Here is a 26388-nt window from a genome sequence, read left to right as displayed (position 1 = left end):
CAAAGAGCCGAAGGGGGCTTCCCTTCGGCTCTTCTTATTTGGGCACCTCTTCTCCGGACGACAGAGAGTTAACTTAACCGCCTGTTGAAGAACCGGACTGGCTCGAGCTCGAGCAGGAGACCTTAAAACACGATGGTTTCTAGTCGTCCTGCGTGCCGGTCCCGGTTTTTCAACGGACAGTCTAGTTTACAAAGCCGGAGTGATTACGGATTCGAAGGATCCCTGAGTCGCGCACTGGCAGCCGACGAATTCTTACGCCGTGCCAGTTCGCGAGTTTCGTAGTCGTCACTCAGGAGCAGATTCAGAATAGCGTCACCGTAAAGTGGCCAGGCTTCTGCCGGAGAGACACCTGCGGGTACCGCGATCGTGATCATTTGCATCCGATCTGTTGATGCGACGTACTTTTCGATTGAACCGTCAACGGCTGGCCCAGGCAGCAATTTGACATCAAACTGAAGCCATTCTCCAAGCGATTTCACTGCATTCCGAGCGCTGGAACTGGCAGCGATCACACCGCGGTCGGACCGCACGGTACGAATATGAATGACGCGTTGAGGTTGTCGCTCCTCGAATTGTCTGAGAGCAAATCGCACCTCAGAAATCATGTCTGTCACACGCACAGTTCTGTCTTCGGCATTCGGGAAAAAGTTGTTCACGTACTTCCCGTTGCCATTCACGAATGACTGACGTTTCAACCCATCCGGGTTCAGTGTTCGGATAACAAAGGTCTCGAAACCGCCCATGATGCTTTGCTGTTGATGCAGATGCATTGCAAGTTCATCAACCAGTCGGATGGCAACCGGATCATTTCCACCCACACTGCCGACCACCAGCGTGCGGTAGCCGTCATTCCCGGCGGAGTAAATTTGAAACGGAAGCCCGGCTGTCGACTGCCCCTCTTCGCCCCATGCAAACGGTTGGGGCGCTGCAACCAGTGGCTTTGTGGGTTTGGTCGTTGCAACGCGTGTCTTCGGCTCTGAAATCGGCCCCGGAGAAAGATCGAACACCGGCGTGTCAGGCAAACGCAGGACCGACTCCTGAAATGAACGTCGGTCGGCAATCTCCATCGACGAATGAAACGTCGACATCGACCCACAACCCAGCGCAGCGAAAAGAGTTGCCGAAGCCGTCAGACGGCTCAGGCAACGCAGTAGATTTTTGCGTCCGGTCAAACTTCTTTGAACACTCCGAAGCTCAACTATTCGACGCCGTGGAGGGGACCACATCATCGAATCCTCCTGTGTCTCAACGAGACTCAACTGATATTGTTAGACATCGATTCCCAGCTGGTAACACAACTGTTCAAATCGCTGTTGGTACTCATCGCTGGACGAATGAACGTGCTCAGCTTCCGTTATGAACTGAAGATCTCTGATACAGGGAACCCCGTTGGACTCCAGTGCGTCCGCGTAGACCGCGTTGTTCTGGCCATAGACAAACAGCAATTTGTGTTCGTCGAGCTGTACTTCCATCGGTGTACGAGGATTCAGGACAGCAATCCCGCAACAGCCATCGTCGACCAGGAGATCTTCGAAGTCGTAAAGTATGCTCTGCAGAACAGGCATATCGATCTGTTCTCGATACAGGTCTGTGTGCTGGCCACTCGATTTATCGTGACTGGTCTCCAGTACGACATCAACAGATTCCCCCAGCAGATCCAGTTGCGAGAGGAAGGCATCGAACAGACGTTCGCGAGTGACCGATGCCATCAGAACCGGAATCCTCGCTCCGGTTTCCTGATCGACATACCACTCGTGCCGATACCCGGTACGGGGAATAACCTCCAGGTTGTACGAAGGCCGAATGGCGTCGGACAATGTGAAATCCCCATACCGAGCCACGCTCATATGAGCTTCCAGCTGCTCTTCGCTCAGATTGCGAAAGCTGCTGACACCATGCGGTGCATCGCCATCTCGGTAGTTTGATCTCAGGAAGTTCTTCAGGAAACCCATGCCAATGGTCCTGCTGGATGGTGTCTGTTGCAAGTTTGTACGTTCAGCCGACGAGTCCGTGACCTGTGACTTTCGAAAACCTAGCACGCAATCTCAACAGAACGACTCAGAATTGAATCGATCTGGAAAAATGCCCCATCCCCTGCCCTGAAAAGCTACGAACGTACCGTCCTGTCAAACTGTGCTGGCACTCGGCCAATCGATACGAACGAAAAAAACTGCCTGTTCGGCACCTTAAGACAACTCCCGGCGCCACGATTCAAGAAATCTGTCATACTACGGAGCCACTTCTTCCGGACGGCTTTATTCACGGATGTCGACATGCTGGATTCAGAAAAAACATTTTGCATGTTCCGCTGGACCGCAGGCCACCTGGCAGGTTTCGTCAGGCTGCTCCTGCTCGGGTCCGTCTGGTTCGGACAGGCAGCTCTCGGGCAGGCACAACAGTCCAATGCACCGGTGATTTCGCCGGGCATACCCGGAATGCAGAAGCCAGCCGGATCCGAGCCCCGATTTCGTCCTGGCAACAAATCACGCACCAGCGCCCCCCTGATTGACCTTCAGCCAGCAGACACGAAACAAGCGACCAGCGAAATCTGGTACATCGTCCTCTTTGGTGATGAGCGAGTGGGCTATGAGCGAGTGACCGAGACTCAGCTTCAATCTGGTGGACAGCAGAACTCCCGAATTCGACGGCGACGCGATACTCAGCTGGCGCTCAGGAAATTCGGGACAGACCTTTCTGTCTCTGCACTGCAACAAACTCTTGAGAACGAAGAAGGGTCGGTCCTCGAATGGTCGCTGCAGCGCACGGCAGCCGATGGAACAACTCTCGAGAGGTCCGGCAGATGGAACAGCGAAACATCCACGTATGATGTTTCAGAACTCGTCCAGGCCACTCGGCACGAATTCAGGATTTCATCCGGTTCGCCCGCCCGTTCTTCAATGATTACTGAGTGGATGCCATCGGTGCTGACGAGGCAAAATCGTTCGATATCGCGATTTCCAGTTCTGTTTCCAGAGACAGTCGCCATCGCAGATATCGAAGTTCGGGACAAAGGATCGCAAACCGTTCGCCTGCAGAACGGAACTTCTGCCAGTGCTCGACGCTTCGACTTCTGGCCGGTCATCGATCAAACGCGCATCACTACCATGTATATCACCGAACAGGGTCAAGTTCTTCGGACCGAACAGCCTATGCTCGGCAGCAAGCTTGTCTTCGAACCCGCCGATGCCATGGCCGCGATGGGACACGGAAACACCAAGTCCCTGGATCTGGAATTGGCATCGATTATCCCGATCGATCGACCGCTGCCGAATGATGAAAACTGGCAACAGGTTCGTCTGAGAATGACAGTACCTTCGCCCGGTCATCTTTTCCTGCCATCCGGCAGACTTCAGAAGGCGGAGCAAACCAAACCGGAGCAGGTAGACCTGACAATCCAGTCGCCAAAGCAGATATCAACATCAACTTTCAATACCCAGGCCTCAACGCAAGGAGCTCCGGAAGAATACCTGGCCGCAACCCGGCTGCTGGATATCGACAACTATGAAGTGCAACGCATGTCAAGACTTGCCGCTGGCAGCCTGATCGATCCGGACACAACCTGCAGACACCTTTCAGCATACCTGACTGTCAATCTTCGTCGGTCCGCGTTTTCCACATCTCTGGCACCAGCCAGTGCCATCGTCAAAAACATGCGAGGTGATTGCTCCGAACATGCGATCCTTCTTGCCGCGCTGATGCGCTGCAATCGTATCCCTTCGCGTGTTGTAACCGGGCTCGCATACAATCCAAAGTTGTCCGGTTTTACCGCCCATATGTGGGTCGAAGCATGGATTGATGGTGACTGGAAGGCTTTCGACTCAACGACCGGCACTTCAGCAGCAGCACCGGTCTGCATCAAGGTGCTCGATTCCAGTCTGGCAGATCAGAACGCAAACGCCGCAACATTGTTTCTTCCACTGCTGGATTTGATGGGTCGAGCCAAAGTCAAAGTCTTGACGGAATCTGGTTTCTGAGCCTCTTGCCAGCGTTTCGAATCCCGCAGTGTGATCCCATGAAAAGCGAAAACCGTTCGGATTGGCCCAACGCCCTGCACTACTGTTCCGTAACAATCCGGAACTGATCGCACTTTTCACTTGCCGTTCCTGCTCACGGTAACTTCAATGTAGCAGACAATGGTTGTCATAATCCGGTGAGATCTCATCACCTCGGAATCTTCTCAAAATGCTTCACCCACCTCGTGAAAGCCAGGCGTGCTCCCCTTCAGTGGGCGGTCGCTGCGCGGTGAAGTCATTTCTCGCAATTGCCACGGTTCTGGTCGCAGGCATTGTGCTTTCCGAAGAAGTTTCGGCCGGATGCGGCGACTACCTCTTTCGCAATGGTGTCCCGGTTTCTCGACACGATATGAAACCGTCGTCCTCCATGCAGTCAGCCCAACGGCCCGCGACACAACAGGACCATGCGACAGATTCAGATGCATCGAGATCGAAACGCAGGCAAAATGCCCCATGCAGCGGCCCGGGCTGCTCTGGTTCCCCTGCGTCTCCTTTCGCCCCTTCGATCCCCGATCAGAGACTCGTCAACGAATCAGCCTGTCTGAATGATTGGCGTTCCATGCCATGTGTAGAAATTGAACGCTTTGATCATCAATTGTTCCAGTTCATTCAGGATGTCTGTCTTGATTCGCTGTTCCGTCCGCCCAAATCAGCAATCTGCTGAGGAACAGTGTGGCTGTGCTGATCGCGTTCTGCGCTGATCGTGGTTATCCGTTTTCTCCCATCCTTCGAAATTGCTGCAGTCTGCCCACGCGGGCGCAACTGCAGACGGATGTTGCGACGTGAGAATTCCGTTTGATCGTACAGTACGACATTGCTGAAAGACGATGTCGTTTCCGCTGGCCCCCTTTCCGTTCCTCAGCTCTGTTGTCGCCTGCGCCGCTCATGCGCTGGTCAACCCCGATTTAACAGCAGAATTCTGACGGAAAGTAGCACTATGGATCAGCCTTCCCCGAACGTAAGTGCGCCTGCGCGCAAGTACGTCCGCGCTGTCGGACCGCGTCTCAGGAAACTTCTTTATGTCATCTTCGCTCTCAGCGCCCTGCTTGGAGCGAACGCCGTGTACCTGGTCAGTATCACGGCCCTGGAATGGTACTCGCAGCGCACTTACCAGAACTATTTCTACCAATACATGTTCCTTGCGCACCTTGCACTGGGAATGCTGTTTGTTGTCCCATTCATTGTCTTCGGCGTCATTCATCTGCTGGCAACCCGCCATCGCAAAAATCGTCGCGCTGTTCGCATTGGGTACGTCCTGTTCACGACATCCATAGTCGTTCTGGTCTCCGGGTTTCTGTTAATGCGGATCGGGAACTTCAATCTTCGCAACCCAACGGGCCGCAGCATGGTTTACTGGGCGCACGTCGCAAGCCCGCTCTTTGCCGGCTGGCTGTATTGGCTGCATCGGCTTGCCGGGCCAAAAATACAATGGCGTATCGGACTGACGTACGCGGGGTTAGTGGCAACTGCAGTGGCTGTCGGCGTTGCAATGCATTCTCAGGATCCCCGCCAGTGGAATGCAGTCGGGCCCGCTTCTGGCGCCAGATACTTCCAGCCATCACTGGCCAGAACATCTTCCGGCAACTTCATCCCTGCCGCTGCGCTGATGAACGACAATTACTGCAAAAGGTGTCATGCGGACGTCCATGCTGGCTGGAGCCAGAGTGTTCACCGTTTCAGTTCGTTCAACAATCCGCCTTATCTCGCATCGGTCAATGAAACGCGTGCCGTCACACTGCAGCGTGACGGATCTGTTCAGGCTTCTCGATGGTGCGCAGGATGCCACGACCCTGTTCCCTTTTTTAGTGGAGCGTTCGACGATCCGAAGTTCGATGTCACCAATCATCCAACGGCACACGCAGGAATTACGTGCACGGTGTGCCATGCGATCACTCACGTGAACAGCCAGCGAGGGAACGCGGATTACACCATCGAAGAACCGCTGCATTACCCCTTCGCCACAAGCGATAATGAAATCCTGCAATGGGTCAACAATCAGCTCGTCAAAGCAAAACCATCTTTCCACAAGAAGACATTTCTAAAACCGGAGATCCACAAATCCGCAGAATTCTGCTCAACCTGTCACAAGGTTCACCTGCCGAAAGAGCTGAATCATTACAAGGAATTCCTGCGAGGACAGAATCATTACGACCCCTATCTCATGAGTGGCGTGTCGGGACACAACGCCAGGGCGTTCTACTATCCACCGAAAACCAAAGATAACTGCAACCAGTGCCATATGCCCCTTGTGGCGTCCGACGACTTTGGTGCGCAATTCTTCGACAATGCCCAAAAGCTGAGTGTCCATGATCACCTGTTCCCTTCTGCCAACACCGGAATTGCATGGCTGCGTGACGAAGCGGACATCATCAAGGCGCATCAGGAATTCCTGAAAGACAATGTGCGAGTCGACATTTTCGGGATCCATGAAGACGGAGAAATTGATGGCAAACTCTATGCACCACTAAGACCGCAGTTACCAGAGCTCAAACCTGGTCGCAGGTACCTGATCGACACTGTCGTCCGCACTCTGAAACTTGGACATTTGTTCTCACAGGGAACAGTGGACTCCAACGAAATCTGGCTGGACGTCACAGTCCGATCCGGCGAAAGAATCATTGGTCGAAGCGGAGCAATTGACTCAACAAAACAAAATGAAGTTGATCCCTGGGCACACTTCATCAATGTGTTCATGCTCGATCGTGATGGCAATCGTATCGACCGACGCAACGCTCAGGATATCTTCACACCATTGTACAATCATCAGATTCCACCCGGTGCCGGCCAGACGGTACACTACGAACTGCTGTTGCCGGAAGACCTGACCGAACCCGTTACCGTTGAGGTAAAACTTCAGTACCGCAAATTTGACCAGCGTTACATGCAATTCGTGGCCGAGGCAAATGAGAAACTGGGGCAGACAATCCGCGGACATGTACCAGGTCAGCCATACGTCAACAATCTGCCAGTGACCACGATGGCAAGTGACCTGGTGACATTTCCTGTCGAAGGAATCGATGCCGAAATCGTGAATGAAGATCGCGAGATCCCCACATGGCAGCGATGGAATGACTATGGAATCGGGCTGTTGCTGAAAGGGAAAGCAGAGCTTCGACAGGCCGCAGATGCATTTGCGGAGGTTGAAAAGCTTGGCCGCTTTGACGGCCCACTGAATCTTACCCGGGTTCTGAACCTCGAAGGCCGAATCGATGAAGCTGTTGATGCCCTCGGCCGGGCCGCCAGGATGGAACAGCAGGAAGGCTTCCCAAGGTGGACGTGGGCCTGGCTAAACGGAATCGTTAATCGCCAGCAGGGTTACCTGGAAGAAGCAGTCACAAACTTCCGATCTGTGCTCGAAGACCGGACTCCATCGATGATCGAACGCGGCCTGGATTTCAGTATTGATATCGAAGTCCTCAACCTTCTTGGGCAAACCTACTTCGATCTGGGACGACAAAAAGCCCGGCAAAATCATCCTGACGAAGCAAAGGAATACTGGCAGAAAGCAGTGTTGCAATTTCAGAAAACGCTGACAGTAGACCCTGAGCAACTGACGGCACACTATAACCTTCAACTCCTTTATCGCGAACTCGGAGACGCTGAAAAGGAGGCCGAGCACGCTGCACTGCACCAACGCTATAAGCCGGACGATAATGCCCAGGGGCGAGCCGTTCGACTTGCGCGAGAGAAGTATCCGGCAGCCAATCACGCGGCCGAAGCCATCGTCAGGTATTCCCTTCAACGCGATGGTGCACCAGGGTGGATCGTTGTGGAACGTCAGGAACAACCTGCACGACCTGGTACGACTCAGGAGTCGGCAACCACGTCAACCACCGAGTATCAACAGGCGGGAGGTGCAGAATGAATCGTCCACAAAAGAACAATCCCAAACCACCCAAAGAACCATTGAATGATCAACTTACGGAAGGAGAAGAAAGAGACGACGCGGTCATTGTCACCGCTCTGAAGTGGTCGACGCTGGTACTTTTCACGATTGGAATCATCGTGGTAACGACCGTCTGGTGGCACAATCGACCGGCCCCGGTCGTTGTCGCCCCGCAAACTCCGGTCGTTGAAGCGAAAGCCCGGCTGGCATCAGAAGCCACCATGCCTGTCGTTCGTTTCACGGATATTACCGAATCTTCCGGCATCGACTTTATTCACGAGAACGGAGCATCCGGTGAAAAACTGCTTCCGGAAACAATGGGCGGTGGCTGCGCGTTCTTCGACTATGATCAGGATGGAGACCAGGATCTGCTGCTGGTGAATTCGAACGTCTGGACAATTCACCCGGACCGCCCATCGCCATCCACCCGGTTGTACAAGAACGCCGGAAATGGCCAGTTCGAGGATGTTACAGAAGGGTCCGGGATTGGCATCACAACTTACGGCATGGGAGCCGCCGTCGGAGACTTTGATAATGACGGACGCGTCGACGTATTTCTTTCTGCACTCGGAAAGAATCACCTGTTTCGAAATCTGGGGAACGGCAAGTTTCTGGACATCACGGATACGGCTGGCGTCTCAGGTACCGAATCAGACTGGAGCACAAGTTGTGGCTGGTTCGACTTCGACAACGATTCGGACCTTGATTTGTTTGTATGCAACTACCTGACGTGGACGTCAGAGTTTGACAAGTCACAGGACTTCCAGCTCACTGGAGGCGGACGCGCTTACGGTCGCCCTCAAAACTTCGAAGGCTCCTTCTCGTTCCTTTATCAGAATGATGGAGACGGAAAATTTACGGATATCTCAGAGCAGGCAGGCATCCGCGTCCTCAATCCCGCGCAGGGTACGGCGATGGGTAAGTCACTTGGAGTGACGTTCAGAGATCTCGATTCTGACGGATGGATGGATATCGTCGTCGCCAACGATACGGTGCAGAACTTCCTGTTTCGGAACACCGGAAAAGGCAGGTTCGAAGAAACCGCCGCCATTGCAGGACTAGCATTCGACATGAATGGCAATGCGCGCGGGGCGATGGGAATTGATACATCCACGTTTCGCAATAATGGCTCCGTTGGTATTGCCATTGGCAACTTCGCAAATGAAATGACGGCTCTCTACGTCTCCGGTGACGCTGGTCTTCAGTTTGCCGATGAAGCCATTTCCACGGGGCTGGGACCCAACACCCGGTTGAATCTTACTTTTGGCGTTTGCTATGTCGACTATGATCTCGATGGGCGCATGGATTTGTTTGCTGCCAATGGACATCTGGAAGAAGATATCAATCGAGTTCAGCCGAGTCAGACTTACGAACAGCCACCCCAGTTGTTCTGGAATTGCGGACCGGAACAAAGCACAGAGTTCATGCCTGTTGATTTGAACCATTGTGGTGAAGAGTTCCTGCAGCCCATTGTGGGGCGTGGATCTGCCGTTGCAGATATCGATGGAGATGGCGATCAGGACCTTTTGATCACGGCAACCGGTGCCAGACCGAGGCTCCTGAGAAACGACCAGAACCTGGGGCATCACTGGCTTCAGCTGAAACTAACGGGAACACAGTGCAACCTCGATGCGATCGGCGCTCAGGTCAGCGTGCGTCTGGCAGATCAAACAATGCAACAGCAGGTTATGCCAACGCGCAGCTATCTCTCGCAGTCTGAGCTTCCGCTGACTTTTGGACTGGGCACTATCTCCGAAATCGAATCCGTCGAAATCAAATGGCCTGATGGATCGTCACAGACTTTGGCCGACGTGGAAGTCAACCAGCGAATCGATATCACTCAGGAGTAGGACATCCAGGCATTCAGGGTTCACTTTCATCCAGAAGACTCTGGTAGACATCTCGTGCCTGTTCGATTTCTGCCAGAGATTCGGCGGGCAGAATGTCCTTGTTGCGAATGATCTCCGTATCCATGAGTTGCAGAAAGTACTCAACCTGTTCACGTCGAGGCCGCATTGGTCGATTCTGCACAGATACATACCACGGCGCGGAATGGGCGAAGCGTTTCCTGCCATCGGGTTGATTTTCAATCACTCGAACGGCAATCCAGCCGGATGTTCTTACGGCAATGGACTCGTCAATCACAGTCCTGGATGCTCCTGTTGCATCGACCGTTGATTGCGGGACGATGGATGCAACAACACGCCCATTTTGAAGAATCTCAACCAGAGATGCAGAAAACTGACTGACAACTTCCACGTGTATCGGCAATTCCCCGCCGTCTTCGGAAAATGGATGTGCTGTACCCGGATGTTCTTTGTTGATCGTGGCAAACAACATTGGCCCGTTCGTGACAAAGCTGTGCCCGGCCTTCAATCCTGTCAGCCATTTTTCATAATCGAATGAACTTCCTGTCTGTACATAAACACGACTGTATCCCAGCGGCACAGGATGAACACCGGAGGCGGTACCGGCAGAAGGACTCAGACGGAACCCGCAATTCAGAAGTGCATACCAGCATTCAAATCCATATTGCAGCCAGCCCCATTCGGTTAAGACGCCCGGACTTTCGTATTCAACTTTCATCCAATCGGGAATCGAATCTGACACACGATTAAACCCAAAGTTCGTCCGCCAAACACTGTTATTCGAAAGCTCGAACAAATCCACGTTTGCCACAGGCACCAGCATCATGGACCACGGCCACGAATGTTTATCCAGATCCAGCAAAGCACCCTCGCGGTGTGCCTGTTCCGCAAGATTGCGAACCGGTGGGACCAACTGACGGAAGACGGACTGATGATTCAGAATGAAAACCGCGCCCAGCACATGGCGATGATCACCGATCGAAAAAATCTCGTACTCTGTATTGCGAGGAAAAATCACGTGCTGCCGATCCACGAAGACAGGATTCCGACCTGCATCCTGCCTGGCGCCAAACGGAGACGGTCCCTGACGACGTAAAGGAGAAGGTTCCAGATCAGGTGGTCGATCTGATCGTACCGTCCAGAAGGCAACTGGAAACGCGACGTTCAAATCCTCGGCCATCATCACATTTGGCAGTTCCTGCAAACGACGATGGACGTGTGTTTCGCCGGAATACCATCCACGCTCTGCGGCATTAACAAATCGTTGCAGCCGGAAATCAACATGCTGCGGCTGATCTGTCATCGTGATCGCACAGGACAGAGGCAAGTACTCCTTCCCTCGTTCGATCCGAATAGTGTAGGTACCCGCTGGCAGCTCAATCCGAAACGGGTGCGCTGAAACCGTCGTATGTTTTTCTGTAGAGTCAGGCATTGGGACCCATTGTTCGCTGTAGGGAAACGCACTGCCATCTGATGCAGCCGTTTCGACGAACAACCAATCTCCGTCGCTGTCCCGAACATAGATGCGAGCGGCAACCGGCATCTCGGAATCGGCATCAAGCACCACGCCACGGAATTCAGCTCCGGTGGCTTGCGTTACGGACACTGCGAGGCAGCAACACAGGGCGGCAAGAATTCGCTCGACATAGAATCGACAGCTGACATTGAGCCGGGACGCGAACATGGATTGATCCCTCTTCCGAAAAACGTTGCAATGCGGACAATCCTGACAGCAACCTGCGACTACCATTGACCGGCGAGCCCATTGTGACCGAATCGACGACCTTCGACCAATCTCCATCGGATGAATCGCCATCGAACCAGAGTCCACTGACTGAAAATCAAATTTACAGTGTCATTGGGTCCGAAGGCATAGCGCGCATGGTAGCGGCGTTTTACAAACAAATCCCGCTGGATGATATTCTTGGGCCCATGTATCCCCGCGATGATCTTCATGGTGCTGAAGAACGGCTTCGAATGTTCCTGATCTTCAGATTTGGTGGCCCACAGGATTATCTTCAACACCGTGGTCATCCTCGGCTTCGCATGCGACATGCCCCCTTCGCTGTCAATCAGGCAGCTCGGGACCGCTGGGTGCAGCTCATGAGTAACGCCATCAACGAATGCAACTTTGCTGACAATGTTTCAGCGACACTGCGACAGTTCCTCGACAACGTCGCAACTTTCCTGATGAACCGATAAAAGACACCAGCCATCTGAAAGTGCGGAAGAGAAAGACAACGGTGAGGCAATTCGCCGAAGACACTCGTTGAATTTTCGTCCACGCCGGGACACGGTTCCTGCCGGTAGAAGATTCGCACCACCTGGAGAATCGTGCCGCGTTTTGCCATCCCACACGACAGAGTCACGACGTTCTGCAACAATCCGGTTCCCACCGCAAACCCACCCCTTGCCGCACCGTGACCGCATGGACGATATTGTTTTCTTCGACCGATACCGAAACCAAACCTGCGTGGAGAAAGTCTATGGCGACAAAGCTCTGCGATGGACCTACGGAACACTCGCCGGACGAATGTCACTTCATGCGCTGGTCAAGCGAGCCTTTTTCTCACAGTGGTACGGGTGGAAGATGGATCAGCCGTCCACGCGGGCCAGGATTGCTCCGTTCATTAAAGAGTATGAACTGGACGCATCGGAATTCGTTCGCCCTGTTGACGATTTTGCAAACTTCAACGAGTTCTTTTTCCGTCAACTGAAACCTGAAGCGCGGCCCATTGATTCGCACGTTGATTCTGTGGTGTTTCCCGCCGATGGCCGGCACCTGTGTGTGCCGGATTTATCGCAATGCGAAGGGCTGTTCGTCAAAGGGCAGATGTTCAGCCTGCGGGAACTTCTGGCGGATGATACTCTGGCCGAACAGTATGCCAGCGGCAGCCTGCTTCTTTCCAGACTATGCCCAGTCGATTACCATCGATTTCACTTTCCCGCCGCCGGTATTCCCGGGACAACCAGACTGATCAATGGACCTCTGTATTCTGTCAATCCCATCGCATTGCGTCAGAACATCCGGATTCTGGCCACCAACAAGCGCTGTCTGACAAAACTGCAAACGGAAACATTGGGTCAGGTCCTGCTGCTGGAAGTTGGAGCTACCTGTGTTGGCAGTATCCGCCAGACCTACCAGCCTGGTTCCCCGGTGAACAAAGGTGATGAAAAAGGCTACTTTCGCTTCGGAGGTTCATCCACAATTACTCTCTTCGAACCCAACCGCATTCGGTTTGACAAAGATCTGGTTGAACATTCCAGTCAGTATCGAGAACTTTACGCTCGCATCGGTGACCATCTGGCAACGCGTCTCAACGACGCGCCCGCGCAAAAGAAATGATTTCAATGACGTTTCGAACCATCCTGCTGCTCTGCCTGTCCTTGTGCGTCAGCGCCGAATTATGCGACGCACAGGAGACGGCCGAAAACAACCTCCCGATTTCATCTTCTCTGGAACAAATCAAGATCGAAGCAGCGAAGCGATCAAAGTACACCCATCGCCTGCGAACTGTTGAAAACGTTTCCGGCAAGACTCCGACTGCGAATCTGGATGTATTTCGAGAGTCGATTGAGCCGATTCTCAAACAGAATTGCGTTCCATGCCACGGCCCCGAATCCGTCGAGGGGAACATTCGGATTGACACCATGGATCCGGACTTACTGACCGGTCAGGACGTAAACTGGTGGCTTGAGATTCAGGCAGTGCTCAGCAATGGCGAAATGCCTCCACCCGACGCCGATGAACTACCGGACGAAGATCGCAGCAAGGTCGTTGAATGGCTGTCCAGCGAAATCCAGACGGCGTCCATTGTACGTCGTACTGCGGGAGGTCATTCCTCGTTCCGGCGGATGACTCGCTACGAATACAATTATGCGTTGCAGGACCTTTTGGGTGTCCCATGGAATTTTGCAAAAGATCTTCCGCCCGAAGCGCACTCGGAAGATGGCTTTCAGAACAGTTCCGAAATGCTGCATATGTCAGTCACGCAGCTGGAGACTTATCGCCAACTGGCACTGAATGCATTGCAACGCGCGACTGTGCGTGGTGAACGGCCCCCCGTCATCCACTGGGGCATCACAATGGAACAGGCGGCTGACCGTGAGTGGCCGCAGCGAACGAAGCAACTGGAGAATCTGAAAGAGAAATTCAAAGACGATCCGGAAAAGCAAAAACAGGAAATTGACCAACTGCTTGCGAGTTTCAAACAACCCCACAGTCGACCGTACTATCGTCAGCTTTCCAGCGGCGATACGGTTCCCGCGGTGTGGCAGTACAACGGAGCGAAGTATGCGTTCGCACCCACTGAAACCGAGCCTCACTTCCCGGAGACATTCGATCACGTCGCCGTCATTCCCTCTGGTCGCAATCAACAACTGACGGTCGAACTCGGCGATCGCATTCCCGATGAAGGTCTCATGCGAGTGCGAATTCGAGCATCGCGATCAACGACCGAAGACGAGCAGATCCCCAGTCTGCAGCTGGAGTTTGGCTTTCAGGCCAGCAACGAAGGTCGCGCTGAAGTTCGCGTGAGCGGCCGTGACACGCCCATCCTGGCGACGGCAGATGCTCCAAAGATCTATCAGTGGGACGTGCCGCTCGGAGAAATCTATCCTCGCAATTCCTTTCGCCACATCGCGCCGATGGGTGGCTTACCGAGCCCATCAGAATATCTGCGTTTCGTCAATAGTTCCGTCCCGCAGGGCAGACACGGCGACATCCAGATTGACTACGTGGAAGTCACGGCTCCCGTTTATGACGAATGGCCCCCGCAATCTCACCGGCGAATCTTCTTCGACAGCGAAAACCGAGCCGATGAAGCTCGCTATGCACGAGACGTTTTGACCAGGTTCATGTCGCTGGCATGGAGACGAACCCTCCACGAAGAGGAGGTTGATCGAAAGCTCGACCTGTTCCAGTCGATGCGTCAGGAATGCGATACATTTGAAGAGGCAATGGTCGAAGTGTTAGCGACGGTGCTTTCTTCACCGCAGTTTCTGTATGTTATCCACGAAGAAACAGCTCCGGACACAGCGTTAAATCCATATGAACTGGCGACACGTCTGTCGATGTTCCTGTGGTGCAGTGTTCCGGATGAAGAACTGCTCACTCTGGCCCGCAACGGACAGCTTTCGAACGCTGATATTCTGACGGGTCAGGTCGACCGCATGCTGAACGATCCTCGATCGAACCGATTCGCTCAGCACTTTGTTCATCAGTGGCTGGACATGCAGTTGCTGGACTTCCTTGCGGTCGAAAAAAGATCCGACCCTGAACTCAAGGAAGCCATGCAGCAGGAGCCGATGGCCTTCTTTCAGGAAATGCTTCAGAACAACCAAAGCGTCCTGGATTTCATTCATGCCGATTATGCAATGGTCAATGAACGCCTTGCTGTGCACTATGGAATCACGGATGTGCGTGGCAATGAGTTTCGTCGCATCCCTCTGCAGACCGATCAACATCGTGGAGGCCTGCTGACGCAGGCGGGTTTACTGGCGATGAATTCGAACGGTGTGGATTCGCATCCTCTGAAACGCGGTGTCTGGCTACTGGAATGCCTGCTGAACGATCCGCCACCACCTCCACCGCCAGCCGTCCCGGCAATCGATCTGGCCGATCCGGAGATTGCAAAACTCACACTCAAAGAACGAATTGAAAATCATCGCAATCATCCGGCCTGCATGTCGTGTCACGCAAAAATTGACCCATGGGGCATTGCTTTCGAAAACTACGATGCTCTTGGTCGCTGGCGCAACCAGATCGATGGAAAACCCGTTGATGCCTCCAGTCTGCTATTCAATCAGCAGGAACTGGATGGTATGAACGGGCTGAAGCGTTTCTTGCTTGAACATCGTCAGGATCAGTTTGTTCGATCCATGGTGTATAAGCTCTCAACCTTTGCACTAGGCCGACCACTCACCTTCAGTGATTACGCGGCGATTGATACCATTACTGCCGATACACGGCAGAACGGAGATGGCCTTGCAGATATGATTCAAAAGATCGTGGCAAGTGAATTGTTTCGATCCCGATAAACATTGATGCAGCAACCAGCCGTCAAGTCCCACCCTCGTCCATCATCCCCCAGCAGTTTCCCACGAAGAACACGCCTCAGTCACGTCTCGCCTGAACGAAAGTCCAACCACAATGAACCTGAATTCACTTGATCGACGGCGATTTTTGCGCGGAACCGGATTAGCGTTGGCATTACCGCTGTTCGAATCTCTTGCATTGAAGTCCGCATTCGCAGCCGACGGAACGACCAGCATCAAGCGTCTGGCCTGCATGTACTTTCCGGACGGCGTGCCCATGCCATTACCGGAAGATCCTGCACACCAGGACTGGGCATGGTTTCCTCACGGAGGCGGACACGAATTCACCTTCAGCAAATGCAGCGAGCCATTCGAGCCGATACGAAATCAACTTACGGTTTTGTCCGGCTTTTCACATCCCTCTTCGCGAAAGGTTCACGGACATTCCAACGCGGACCAGTTTCTGACGGCAGCGTCCACGGGTTCACACGGGCCCTACGCGAATACAATTTCGCTCGATCAGGTCTATGCGGCCCATGTGGGCGACGAGACGCGATTCTCTTCGCTGGTGATGTCGACCGATGGCGGCACCGGAACACCGCGAGGCACGCACACCATTTCCTTCAATCGCAATGGGCGAGCCATTCCCGCAGAGCATCGACCAAAGCGTGTGTTCGACATGCTCTTTGTCAAAAACGACGAAGACGCTGCCCGTCGGCTGGCACTCAGCAAAAGCGCGCTGGACGATCTGCTGACTGATGCTGCGTCGCTGCGAAAGACGCTTTCGTCAAACGATCAACGCAGTCTGGATGAGTATCTGGATTCCGTTCGGGAAGCGGAGCGAAAGGTTGAGAAGGCAAAACGCTGGATCAGTACTCCGCTTCCAACAGTGGATGCCGATCATCTGAATCTGGAGATTACGCCCGATGAGCCGCGTGAATATGTCCGGACCATGTACGAACTGATGTATCTGGCCTTCCGTACGGATTCGACTCGCGTGGCCACTTACCAGATCGGGCGTGAAAACGGCTTCGGCATCAGTGACCACCTGGCAAGAGCTGTCGGGCTGAACCTGGCACATGCGCTGTCGCACGAAACGAAGGAACCTGGCGGCTGGGAACGATTCGGAACCTACTGTCGGTTCCTGAACGAAGAATTCGCTCGCTTTGCCACGAAGCTTTCAGAAACCCCGGAACCCGCCGCTGCTGGCAGCATGCTGGACAATTCTCTGCTTCTCTTTGGATCTGCATCCAGCGCGTTTCACCTGTCCCGCAACTATCCGTTGATCCTGGCGGGCGGCCGCAACATGGGCTTCAGGCACGGCCAGTACATCAACAATGCCGGCGCAAACCCACAAGGCGGGGCATGGGACGGCGGCAGAGAACCGTGGCAGGTTGAAATCTCCAAAGAGGACAAACCACTGGGCAACGTCTTCGTCACCATGCTGCAGAAACTCGGCGTGCAGACAGACAGCTTCGCAGACAGCGACGGCATCGTGACAGAACTGGTTTGACGTCTTGACCCGGCCATGTTACCAGCCGGCCTGCTGCCAGCCGACAATCCTGTCAGCGGACATTCTCAGGCCGGATTGTGACACTCAATTTATCGATTGAGCAAGACGAGACAGGCCTTCAGACTTTGCATTGCTCCAGTTAAAAGACTGACGCTGACCATTCAACAATTGCAGTTGCAGGTCGCCAAGAAAAAGGTCGGCTGCCGTTGTCGCTGTGTAGATATTGTTCAATCCATTTTGTTCGGCAGAGATCTTCACACTGCGTATTTTTGAACGAAACTTATTCCACGTGCGTTCCATTCGAACGGCCACTGATCCCAGAATCGAGCGGCCGGAAGCGGCCTGCAACTGTGACTCCGTTCCCGTCTGAGCCGCATACTCTTTCAGAATTCCGGCAACATCCGGGTCTACTATTCCAGCCGACACCTGTGAACCCTGAAGCACATAACGATACCAGGCCGAATAATCTGTAGTCGCAGGATCAACACCGCAATTCCGCCTCGCTGTTTCGTACGTTGAAAACAGGTTCACCGGAATGGACGGCGCATATCCCTTCACAGCATCCTGCACCGGATCATTCCGAAGCTCGTCACCAAATCTCCTGGCAGGTGATGCTCGCGGGTCTCCCTTTCGAAATGCATGATGTGCATTCCCTGTGCTTGCAGAACTGATTCCGTTGATGGAAAACGGATGCTTCGAAAACAGGCATCGCGCTGATCTGAGGATGGCGGTATAGGTAATGTACACATCCGGAATTCGGCCACCAAAAACGCAATCATCTTTTGTACGAATCTGAGTCAACCATTCCCGGGATGCACAGCCATGATACACGGCAGGGGGAAACGTTAATCGTGTCAGACGAGCGGACTGCAAAGAAACGCAGGCATCCGACACATCAGTGAATCGCGGCTGACCGAACAGACGTCCGGCTTCCATCCGCATCCGTCCGCTGCCCGAATTTTCACCTGGCCACTGATAGGTCAATGGGTACCAGGAAAAGATATCAGGGCGGTGCTGTTCGAGAATCCGTCGAAGGGCAGCAAACTGCCCAGGCAGAAAGCCATCATCATCACCGATGTAAAAAACATATTCACCGCGGGACTGCTGCAAAGCGAATTCAAAATTCTGCCGCATCGACAGTCGTTGTCCGGTATTCAAATAGCGAAACCGCGCATCTGATATAGTCTCCGCGACACGTTGCGTTTCGTCGGTACTGCAGTTATCGCTGACCAGAACTTCGATCTGATCATCCTGAATTGCCAGCGCCGTACGAATGGACTCGCGCAGGTATTGACAACGCTCCCTGGTTGGAATGATCAGGCTGATCAGCATCGTCGCAACCACGCCTGCGGCCAGTGAGTAATATTCTCGCTCAGTTCGCTTTCGTTGAACGGCCATGAAGGCTGTTCCAGCCTGAATTCCGGGTGGGACGCCAGAAATTCATGAACTGCCGTGACAGGGTTGTCTGTCTTCCAGTCCGGAGTACCACGAGGTACATCCCATACATCTTTCATCAGCCCGTCGGTCGCAACAATGTAGGAACCTTCCGTGACCAGAGAATGATAGGCCTCTAATTCTCGCAGGACATGTGCATACGAATGACACGAATCGAGAATGATCAGGACGGTCTCGCCTTCATTCACCAGTCCCCGAACACTTTGAACAACACTGTCACCAGCAGAATCGCCTTCAATCAGAGTGATGTAACTCGATAGTGCGTGGGATTCTATCGCCTCACGATTGTGTTTGCGGATTTCAATATCAACGCCGATCACTCGTCCTTTGTCGAGAGCTTTGCAAAGGCTGGCGTAGTAAATCAATGACCCTCCGTGAGCAACGCCGGTTTCTATGATGACGTCGGGCTGAACGCGGTAAATCACTTCCTGCGTCCGCACCATATCTTCCGGCAACTGAATAATGGGACGCCCCATCCACGAGAACGTGTATGAGTATTTCTGGTCCCAACCCACCTTTACCCAGAGATCAGAGAGTACTTCGAACCCCTGCTTGGAGTAGAGTGGAGCGGTCTTCTGCTGACCATTCGACTCGTAGCTGATTGTCTTATCATCTGTATTGACGCTGATCTTCATACCTGACCTTCAATTTCGTTCATTGCGTCCTGACGTCACCCATCAGGTCCACGACATCAATAGTGGCGTTCAACGATTCCAACTGTGCCCGAATCTCATCCGAGTAATTCGGATTGAGTACAAAAACGGTCTTTACTCCACGACTCTGAAGCTGTTCGGGGGCCACGATCGGATGTCCCGTTCCGGCAAGATATCGCCCCTGCTTATTTGGATTCACGTCGACGACACTGTCAAAAACCACAGCATCCGGATCAATCAGGTTTGCAAAGGTCACACCCTTTGCACCAGCCCCCCAGAGAGCGGCATTGCCTCTGGATTTCAAGTCGGCCACCTGACAGCTCCATTGGGCATTCCGTTCAAGGTCACTCTGGCCAAATTCTTCAGCCAGACGCCGGATAGATTCGGCATGGTGTGTGTGACGGTCAGATGCATCCGGCATACTCTCACATGATCTGGCTTCCAGCCACTGGTACTGACCGTTGAAGACATGATCCACACCAAGCACTTCGAAGCCGCATTCTTCGAAAAGACGAGACAACGATGTCGTGGTAAACAGCGAACAATGCTCGTAGAAGAAATCCCAGGCAACCTGATTTTTCAGAATCCATTCCACGCAGGGAGTCTCAAAAAAGACGTGTGCGTGGGGTGAAGATTCCAGAGCCGAACGGATATTTGACAACAGGTCACGTGGCCGTGAAATGTGTTCGATCACATGTCGAGAAACGATGACGTCTGCTGCCGTCTGAGCCGCCTCTGCAGTATAAAACGTCTGATGAAATCTGAGACGACCATCAAACAGTTCCAGCGGCCCAAGATACGCAGGATCAAAACCATGCGCAACGATGCCGAGGGAGGGATCAGCCGCCAACTTCCTTAGAAATTCACCTTTACCACAGCCAACTTCTACAACAGTACAATCGTGCACACCGCGATCGGAAACCAGCCGTTTGATTAAGCCATTGACATGATCGTCGAATGCTGGCGAATGATTCTGCGAGTTGTCGTACAGATCGCCATAAGACAGCAGCGAAGCGTCAAATGCGGAATTGAAGACAAAGCTGCAGCGCGAACACACGCTCATCTGTAGCTGACCGCGCTGCATGCTCCGTGCAGACGCGGACGATTCAAACAGCAGATTCTGATGCACAGGCACGGCGCCGCGTTGCAGAAAAACGCTGGTTTCCGGACTTAAGCAAACCGGACATTCCGTCATGGCGATATTCCTGCTGGAGCCAGTGAATCAAGTTGACAGCGGTGCCGCTTCCACCAGTCGACCATTTGTACGAGACCGTCCTCCAGGGGTGTGAAGTTTCGAAATCCGACTTCAAACCTCAGGCGATCAATACAGGCCAAAAGCGAATCCGGATTGTTCTCAGGATGATCGGGAATCGCTCCAGGTTCAAACAAATGCAGCCCATCCGCCATTTCAGCAGCCCGCGATGCAAGATCCAGAACTCTCGTCGGCATCCCGGTGCCAAGATTAATCGGGCCCTGAACAGAACTTTCTCCGATTGCGATCAATGCCTGCGCGACATCATCGATGTAGATATAGTCACGCAACTGGCGACCGCTTGAGCATCGGGCAGGACGACCGTTCAGGACGGCGTCAATGACGACTCCGGGAAATCGGCTGGAGTGGCAACCAGGTCCGTACATGAAAAATAGCCGAGCCCACGCGGCACTGCACTGCCCTACTCCGGAACATGCGGCCCAGTAGTTCCCGGTCGCCAGCTTCGACCGCCCATACAGGCTGAATGGAACGGCAGGTGTTGAAGATTCGGACAAGACACCGCCATCCTGCCACGAATATTCTGCACAGGAGCCAACGCCAACTGCTCGCAGACCGCCGGTGCGACGGAATTCATCCATCAGAAAGCATGACGATTCCATCCATTGGACATTTTCGGGAGTGGTCCAGAATGCCCCCGGCGACGCGGACCAGGCAAGGTGATACAGATGTGTTGGCTGGACGCGTTCAATTAACTCGCAGATCGAGGACTTCGAAAGCAGGTCGGCGGCATGCCATTGAACCCCCGAAGGTATGCGCTGAACTGTCGAAGGAAGAGGTGGCGAATTCAATCCCCTGCGAGAGACTGCATGCACACGGACATCCCCCGTGCTCTGCATGGACAAACGCAGCAACAAACGCTGACCAATTGCACCGCTCGCGCCAGTCACCAGAATCGTTTTCACAGAATTCCCTTTCCTGTTGTGAAGTCAGGGAACTGCAGGTCACGTTCCGCAATCACGGATACGTCTATCGGCCACTGCACGTTGATGAGAGGGTCATTCCATCGAACACCACTGGCCGCATCCGGACTAAAGTACTCGGTCATCTGATACAGCAGTTCGGTGGAGTCTTCCAGAGTTTGAAAACCGTGCGCACATCCTTTGGGGATGTACACAGCGATATGATCGACCGGGTCAAGCTGCACAGCGAGATGCTGCAAATAGGTCTCTGAATCCGATCTGAGGTCAACGACCACATCCCACACAGCCCCGGCGGTACATCGAACGAGCTTCGCTTCTTCACAGGGAGATTTCTGGAAGTGCATTCCTCGAACAGTCCCGCGCTGTCTGTTGTAAGAGACATTGCACTGGACCAGCCGGTGATCCAGTCCACGCTGTTCGAACTCCCGCGCGCACCAGGTTCGCGCAAAGAAGCCACGGTTATCCTCGTGCCGCTCCGGCTCAACCAGCCAGACTCCATGAACAGGGGTCTCCGTGAACTTCACAGCTACACTCTCTAGGCGATCCGCACTTCCGGAACTGGAATAATGAATTTGCCGCCTGAGCTTCTGTAAGCCTGCTGTTGCTTCAGAATTTCCTCTTCAAAATTCCACGTCAGCAGCAGACAGTAGTCGGGAGAGTCCGCGGCCAGGTGGTCCGGATCGAAAATACGCAGATGATTACCGGGCGTGTATCGTCCCTGTTTCACCGTACTTCGATCGACGACATATTCAACAAGCGAACGATCGATACCGAAGAAGTTCATGAGCGTGCTGCCTTTGGCAGATGCTCCATAGACGACCACTCTCTTTCCTGCCAGCTTCAATTCCCTGAGATGAGCCACAAGGCTGTCGCGCAGTTTGTGTACGCGTACTGCAAACTGCTCATAGGCACCTGCGTCGTCTACCCACGATTCTTCCTGCTTCAGAAGATTAGTGACAGCTTCACTGACAGGCGACTTGCCTGCGTGGGCCGCAGAAATCCTCAGCGACCCACCATGAATGGGAAGTCGTTCGACATCCACAATTTCCAGATCATGTCGACGAAACAACTGGCAGAGCGAGGTCAGGGAGAAATAGCAGAGGTGCTCGTGATAGATCGTATCGAATTCCACTTTCTCCAGAAGTTCATGAAGATAAGGCGCTTCAACAATAACTCTGCCATCTGGTTTGAGCAGCCGGGCAAAGCCTTCGACAAATCCGTTCAGATCAGCGACATGAGCAAGAACATTGTTGGCATGGATAATGTCTGCAGAAGTTCCATCTGAGACGAGTTGGTTAGCCAGCTCGACCCCGAAGAACTCAGAAATGGTCCGAACGCCACGTTCGCTTTCTGCCACGACAGCGATGTTCTGAGCGGGCTCTATGCCCAGAACCGGGATTCCCTGCTTGTGGTACCACTGCAACAGGTAACCGTCATTGCTTGCGACTTCGACCACCAGGCTTTCTGGTGATAAATCGCGGTCGGTGATGAGTCGTTCGGCAATGGTTCGCGCGTGGGCCACCATCGTGTCCGAGAACGACGACATGTAGGAGTAGTGCCTGAAGAGCGTCTCCGGCGGCACAGTTTCTGTGATCTGTATCAGGGAACAATCCGGGCAGCGCACAAGCTCAAGCGGCCATCGTGATTCCGGCTGATTCAGCTGATCAACATCCAGTAGTGCATTCGCAAGAGGTGTCGCCCCAAGCGAAAGTACCGGGATCAGGCTGCCTTGCCCACATGATCGGCATGAACACGAAGAGGCGGTTGGTTCTGCTGGAGAAAATAGTTGGTGTACCATGCGACTGTCCTGGTCAATCCTTCGTCCAGGGAAAACAACGGACTCCAACCAAGGACATTACGAGCCCTGCTTGCGTCCAGATATTGATGTTTGATTTCATTGAAAGCTTCGCCGAGCACGACAGGCTCAAGCGAACTGCCCATCGCCTTCAGTACCCGATTGACGAGATCCAGCACCGAAACCTGAATCTCGGTGGAAAGATTGAAGGCTTCGCCGGCGAGTTCCGGACGTAGCTCCATTTGCTCCGCCAGATGCATGTAGGCTGCTGCCCCGTCTTCGACGTAGAAATAATCCCGAACGAAACTACCATCGGAACGAATCACAGGTGCCTGGCCCCGCAGAACCGAGCGAATGGTCCCCGGGACAATGCGATTCCAGTTCAGGTCTCCGCCTCCGTAGAAGTTGCCGCATCGTGTGATGCACACGGGAAGCTGGTAACTGTGAGCGTAGGTTTGTGCCAGAAGATCACTGCACGACTTGCTAACGTCGTACGGATGCTGACCGTTCAAAGGAGTTTCTTCTGTGTACGGAAGCACTTTCGCTTCGCCATAGGCTTTATCGGAGGAAGCCATCACAACCTGTTTCACACGCGGGCTGCGACGGCAGGCCTCCAGCAATTTCCATGTGCCGCCGATGTTGGCTTCGAAAGTGGAGACAGGATTGCGATTTGCGATGCCGACAATGGTCTGAGCGGCAAGGTGAATGACCGTTTCGACTTCGTACTCACCAATCGCTCGCTCCAGGCACTCCTGATCGCAGATGTCCCCACGTACGGTGATCACGCGGTTGACGTCTCCGCTTCGGACCAATTCAGACTGTGGTGTCCAGTCCCGAATCAGACATACAACATCCGCATTCGCCTGCAGCAGGCGCTTGACGAGCCAGGCACCGACGAGTCCCGTCGCACCCGTCACGAAAACGCGGCGATCCTGCCAGAAGTTCTTGTCGAAGCCGGAATCCATTCCTGCGTCCATTCCTGATTGTTGGGGAGTATGCTGCTGCAACAGTGTTGAGTTTCAATCGGAGAGACCTGTCTCAGCAGATCTCAGTACAAGCCACCCGTCATGCGACCCGGCGTTCAGGGACCACGCGCAGTCTGGGGCCCGGGGACTGATCCCAGGTTTTCCACGGAGCCTGATTCATTTCCCACATTTTCTGAAGGGACTGGCGATCTCTCAGGGTATCCATGCAATGCCAGAAACCATCGTGGCGAAATGCATTCAACTGACCATCAGCCGCCACGCGTTCTAGAGCGTCTGCTTCAAGACTGCAGGAATCGGAATCGAGGTAATCAAAGATGGCCGGTTCAAGCACCATGAACCCTCCATTGATCCACCCTTCGCCCGAAACAGGCTTTTCCGTGAATCGAGTCACCCTGGGACCATCAATCACTAATCCGCCAAAACGTGCCGGAGGCCGAACTGCAGACACAGTTGCGATTTTTCCCTGCTGCTTGTGGAAGGCAATGAGCTTTGGAATGTCGACATCGCTGACGCCATCTCCATACGTCACCAGAAAAGGTTCGTCCTGAAGCCATGGCTTCAAACGTCGGATTCGCCCACCCGTATTCGTCATCAGACCGGTATCGATCATGTTGATCACCCAGTCCTCGTTATCAACCTTTTCACGTTGAACGGACCCATTGGCGAAGTCGATGCGCAGATTTCCACGAAGATTGTACTGATCAAGGAAATAGTTCTTGATGAAGTCACCCATATAACCGCAGGCGACGAAGAAGCTCTTCTGATCATGATGAGCAAAATGCTTCATGATGTGCCACAGGATTGGATGCCCACCGATTTCCACCATTGGCTTTGGACGGGTGGAAGTCTCTTCCTGCAGTCTGGTCCCCATTCCGCCAGCGAGAATTGCAACATGCATGTCTTTACCTCTGTGCGGGCTCCGCCCTTCACAACTCCTGAATCGCCAGCGTCACCGCGCGTGTTGTCGCTCGGACGGCATCCGGACGAACCTTAATCACTCCTGAAAAACGTCGCAATATGAATTGAAATCCGGTTCCGGACGGGATTCTCATTCGGGATCGGAAATCCGGAAGCTGCATTCTGCAGCAACTTTGGGTGCCGCCAGACATCAACTGAAACATAACCAGAGCACAGGCAGGCTGGACGACTGTCAACTGTCGTGTTTTGAGGTCTCCCGCTCGAGCCAGTCCCGTTCTTCAACAGGCTGCTATGCTATGCCGCCCGCGCGTCGCTGACTTCTGAAGAATGCCGGCGAGAAAGCCTCGCAATTCGAGCCCGATATGCCGTCCGTCTGTATTCACGGGAAAGGCGATCCCACAACGATCGATTTTTCCGCCCGGCTCCAATTGTACTGCCGCCCAGCTGTTGTGTCTGATCCCGGATTCCGGACGGCGTCACTGCCAACAGTTGAACCCCGGTTTCCCAGTGCATCTGAAGGGTTGTATCCACAGGTCGATCAAACGTGGAGGTTACATCCAATAGTTGAACTGCCGCTTCATTTGACACCCACTGCCCCGAGGTTCTCAACGGCGTAATGACCGGACGCACGATCTCGCAATGTGGAGTGCTGTGGATCAATGCCGAGGCCACGGGAAGCGGCCGAACTGGTAACTGCACGTAGGCCGCAACTGCAACTTCTCGGGCTGCCTGCACAGCCAGAGCGAGTTGATTTGGATCGATAGCAACATCATCTTCCAGAACCAGCGCCCCTTCGAGCCTTCGAGTAACAATTTGTTGCCACGCAGCACGATGGCTCAGGAAGCACCCGATTTCCCCGGCGCTCAATCGAAAAGGATAGGTTGGTTCACGAAGACCGGGACGATACACAGTTTGAACGAATTGATCGTTGAGCAGTTTACCATCCACGGCAGGCAAGACACTGCCGGCAAAGGGTAATAAAGGCAGCAGCGTCGCTGCATGCTCAAATCGGGCAGTTGCACGCTGGAGACTGATAATGAATGCTTCGGCAGCCATGGTTCAACCCTGTGTG

General features: G+C 53.6%; 19 protein-coding genes. 7 read left to right on the top strand and 12 right to left on the bottom strand.

All coding sequences use genetic code 11. From position 1 onward, the window contains the following. Positions 1-203: 203 nt before the first annotated feature. A complete protein-coding gene (locus R3C20_08350; GenBank protein MEZ6040502.1) occupies positions 204-1088 on the bottom strand; it encodes a hypothetical protein in 885 nt (294 codons plus the stop codon). Between the two features lie 180 nt (positions 1089-1268). Continuing rightward, on the bottom strand, positions 1269-1952 hold the full coding sequence (locus R3C20_08345; GenBank protein ID MEZ6040501.1) for a hypothetical protein: 684 nt from the start codon (positions 1950-1952) through the stop codon (positions 1269-1271). Positions 1953-2300: 348 nt separating this feature from the next. Here R3C20_08345 and R3C20_08340 point away from each other — a divergent pair, with 348 nt between their 5' ends. The 3 genes from R3C20_08340 (at position 2301) to R3C20_08330 (ending at position 9749) form a co-directional block, all read left to right on the top strand. Further along, the gene (locus tag R3C20_08340) at positions 2301-3974 is read left to right on the top strand and encodes a transglutaminase-like domain-containing protein (GenBank protein ID MEZ6040500.1); all 1674 of its coding nucleotides are present in this window, start codon (positions 2301-2303) and stop codon (positions 3972-3974) included. A gap of 976 nt (positions 3975-4950) precedes the next feature. After that, positions 4951-7878, top strand: a complete 2928-nt coding sequence (locus R3C20_08335) for a multiheme c-type cytochrome (GenBank protein MEZ6040499.1) — start codon at positions 4951-4953, stop codon at positions 7876-7878. Further along, positions 7875-9749, top strand: coding sequence for a CRTAC1 family protein (locus tag R3C20_08330; protein ID MEZ6040498.1), 1875 nt, complete (start codon positions 7875-7877; stop codon positions 9747-9749). Before R3C20_08335 ends, R3C20_08330 begins: the two co-directional genes overlap by 4 nt. A 13-nt stretch (positions 9750-9762) precedes the next feature. On the opposite strand, the gene R3C20_08325 is transcribed toward R3C20_08330, so the two are convergent. Beyond that, the gene (locus R3C20_08325) at positions 9763-11451 is read right to left on the bottom strand and encodes a CehA/McbA family metallohydrolase (protein MEZ6040497.1); all 1689 of its coding nucleotides are present in this window, start codon (positions 11449-11451) and stop codon (positions 9763-9765) included. 83 nt (positions 11452-11534) lie between these two features. Here R3C20_08325 and R3C20_08320 point away from each other — a divergent pair, with 83 nt between their 5' ends. The 4 genes from R3C20_08320 (at position 11535) to R3C20_08305 (ending at position 17316) form a co-directional block, all read left to right on the top strand. After that, positions 11535-11969, top strand: a complete 435-nt coding sequence (locus R3C20_08320) for a globin (protein ID MEZ6040496.1) — start codon at positions 11535-11537, stop codon at positions 11967-11969. A 226-nt stretch (positions 11970-12195) separates the two neighbouring features. Then, positions 12196-13113 (top strand): archaetidylserine decarboxylase, encoded by a 918-nt coding sequence (gene asd, locus R3C20_08315; protein MEZ6040495.1) that lies wholly within the window; start codon positions 12196-12198, stop codon positions 13111-13113. Positions 13114-13118: 5 nt separating this feature from the next. Continuing rightward, positions 13119-15806, top strand: a complete 2688-nt coding sequence (locus tag R3C20_08310) for a DUF1592 domain-containing protein (GenBank protein MEZ6040494.1) — start codon at positions 13119-13121, stop codon at positions 15804-15806. Positions 15807-15918: 112 nt separating this feature from the next. Then, on the top strand, positions 15919-17316 hold the full coding sequence (locus tag R3C20_08305) for a DUF1552 domain-containing protein (GenBank protein MEZ6040493.1): 1398 nt from the start codon (positions 15919-15921) through the stop codon (positions 17314-17316). Between the two features lie 84 nt (positions 17317-17400). Here the strand turns inward: R3C20_08305 and R3C20_08300 are convergent, their stop codons facing one another. From R3C20_08300 to R3C20_08260, 9 genes are all read right to left on the bottom strand, one after another. Next, a complete protein-coding gene (locus tag R3C20_08300; protein MEZ6040492.1) occupies positions 17401-18714 on the bottom strand; it encodes a glycosyltransferase family 2 protein in 1314 nt (437 codons plus the stop codon). Then, entirely contained in the window at positions 18642-19406 is a 765-nt protein-coding gene (locus tag R3C20_08295; GenBank protein ID MEZ6040491.1) for a CmcI family methyltransferase, read from the bottom strand. Before R3C20_08295 ends, R3C20_08300 begins: the two co-directional genes overlap by 73 nt. A 19-nt stretch (positions 19407-19425) precedes the next feature. Next, entirely contained in the window at positions 19426-20619 is a 1194-nt protein-coding gene (locus tag R3C20_08290) for a class I SAM-dependent methyltransferase (protein ID MEZ6040490.1), read from the bottom strand. Beyond that, a complete protein-coding gene (locus R3C20_08285) occupies positions 20616-21599 on the bottom strand; it encodes an NAD(P)-dependent oxidoreductase (protein MEZ6040489.1) in 984 nt (327 codons plus the stop codon). Before R3C20_08285 ends, R3C20_08290 begins: the two co-directional genes overlap by 4 nt. Next, positions 21596-22141: a dTDP-4-dehydrorhamnose 3,5-epimerase gene (gene rfbC, locus R3C20_08280; protein MEZ6040488.1), complete on the bottom strand. Its 546-nt coding sequence runs from the start codon at positions 22139-22141 to the stop codon at positions 21596-21598. Before rfbC ends, R3C20_08285 begins: the two co-directional genes overlap by 4 nt. Positions 22142-22152: 11 nt before the next feature. Continuing rightward, the gene (locus R3C20_08275; GenBank protein MEZ6040487.1) at positions 22153-23415 is read right to left on the bottom strand and encodes a class I SAM-dependent methyltransferase; all 1263 of its coding nucleotides are present in this window, start codon (positions 23413-23415) and stop codon (positions 22153-22155) included. Next, a complete protein-coding gene (locus R3C20_08270; GenBank protein MEZ6040486.1) occupies positions 23337-24377 on the bottom strand; it encodes a GDP-mannose 4,6-dehydratase in 1041 nt (346 codons plus the stop codon). The genes R3C20_08275 and R3C20_08270 overlap by 79 nt, the downstream gene beginning before the upstream one ends. Before the next feature lie 100 nt (positions 24378-24477). After that, entirely contained in the window at positions 24478-25296 is an 819-nt protein-coding gene (gene rfbF, locus R3C20_08265) for a glucose-1-phosphate cytidylyltransferase (GenBank protein ID MEZ6040485.1), read from the bottom strand. 314 nt (positions 25297-25610) lie between these two features. Beyond that, positions 25611-26372: a glycosyltransferase family 25 protein gene (locus R3C20_08260; protein MEZ6040484.1), complete on the bottom strand. Its 762-nt coding sequence runs from the start codon at positions 26370-26372 to the stop codon at positions 25611-25613. Positions 26373-26388 lie beyond the last annotated feature (16 nt).

This window comes from Planctomycetaceae bacterium (assembly GCA_041398825.1).
Taxonomy (GTDB): Bacteria; Planctomycetota; Planctomycetia; order Planctomycetales; family Planctomycetaceae; genus F1-80-MAGs062.
Note: the sequence above shows the minus strand (reverse complement) of the source record. Positions and strands in the feature narration are given on the sequence as shown.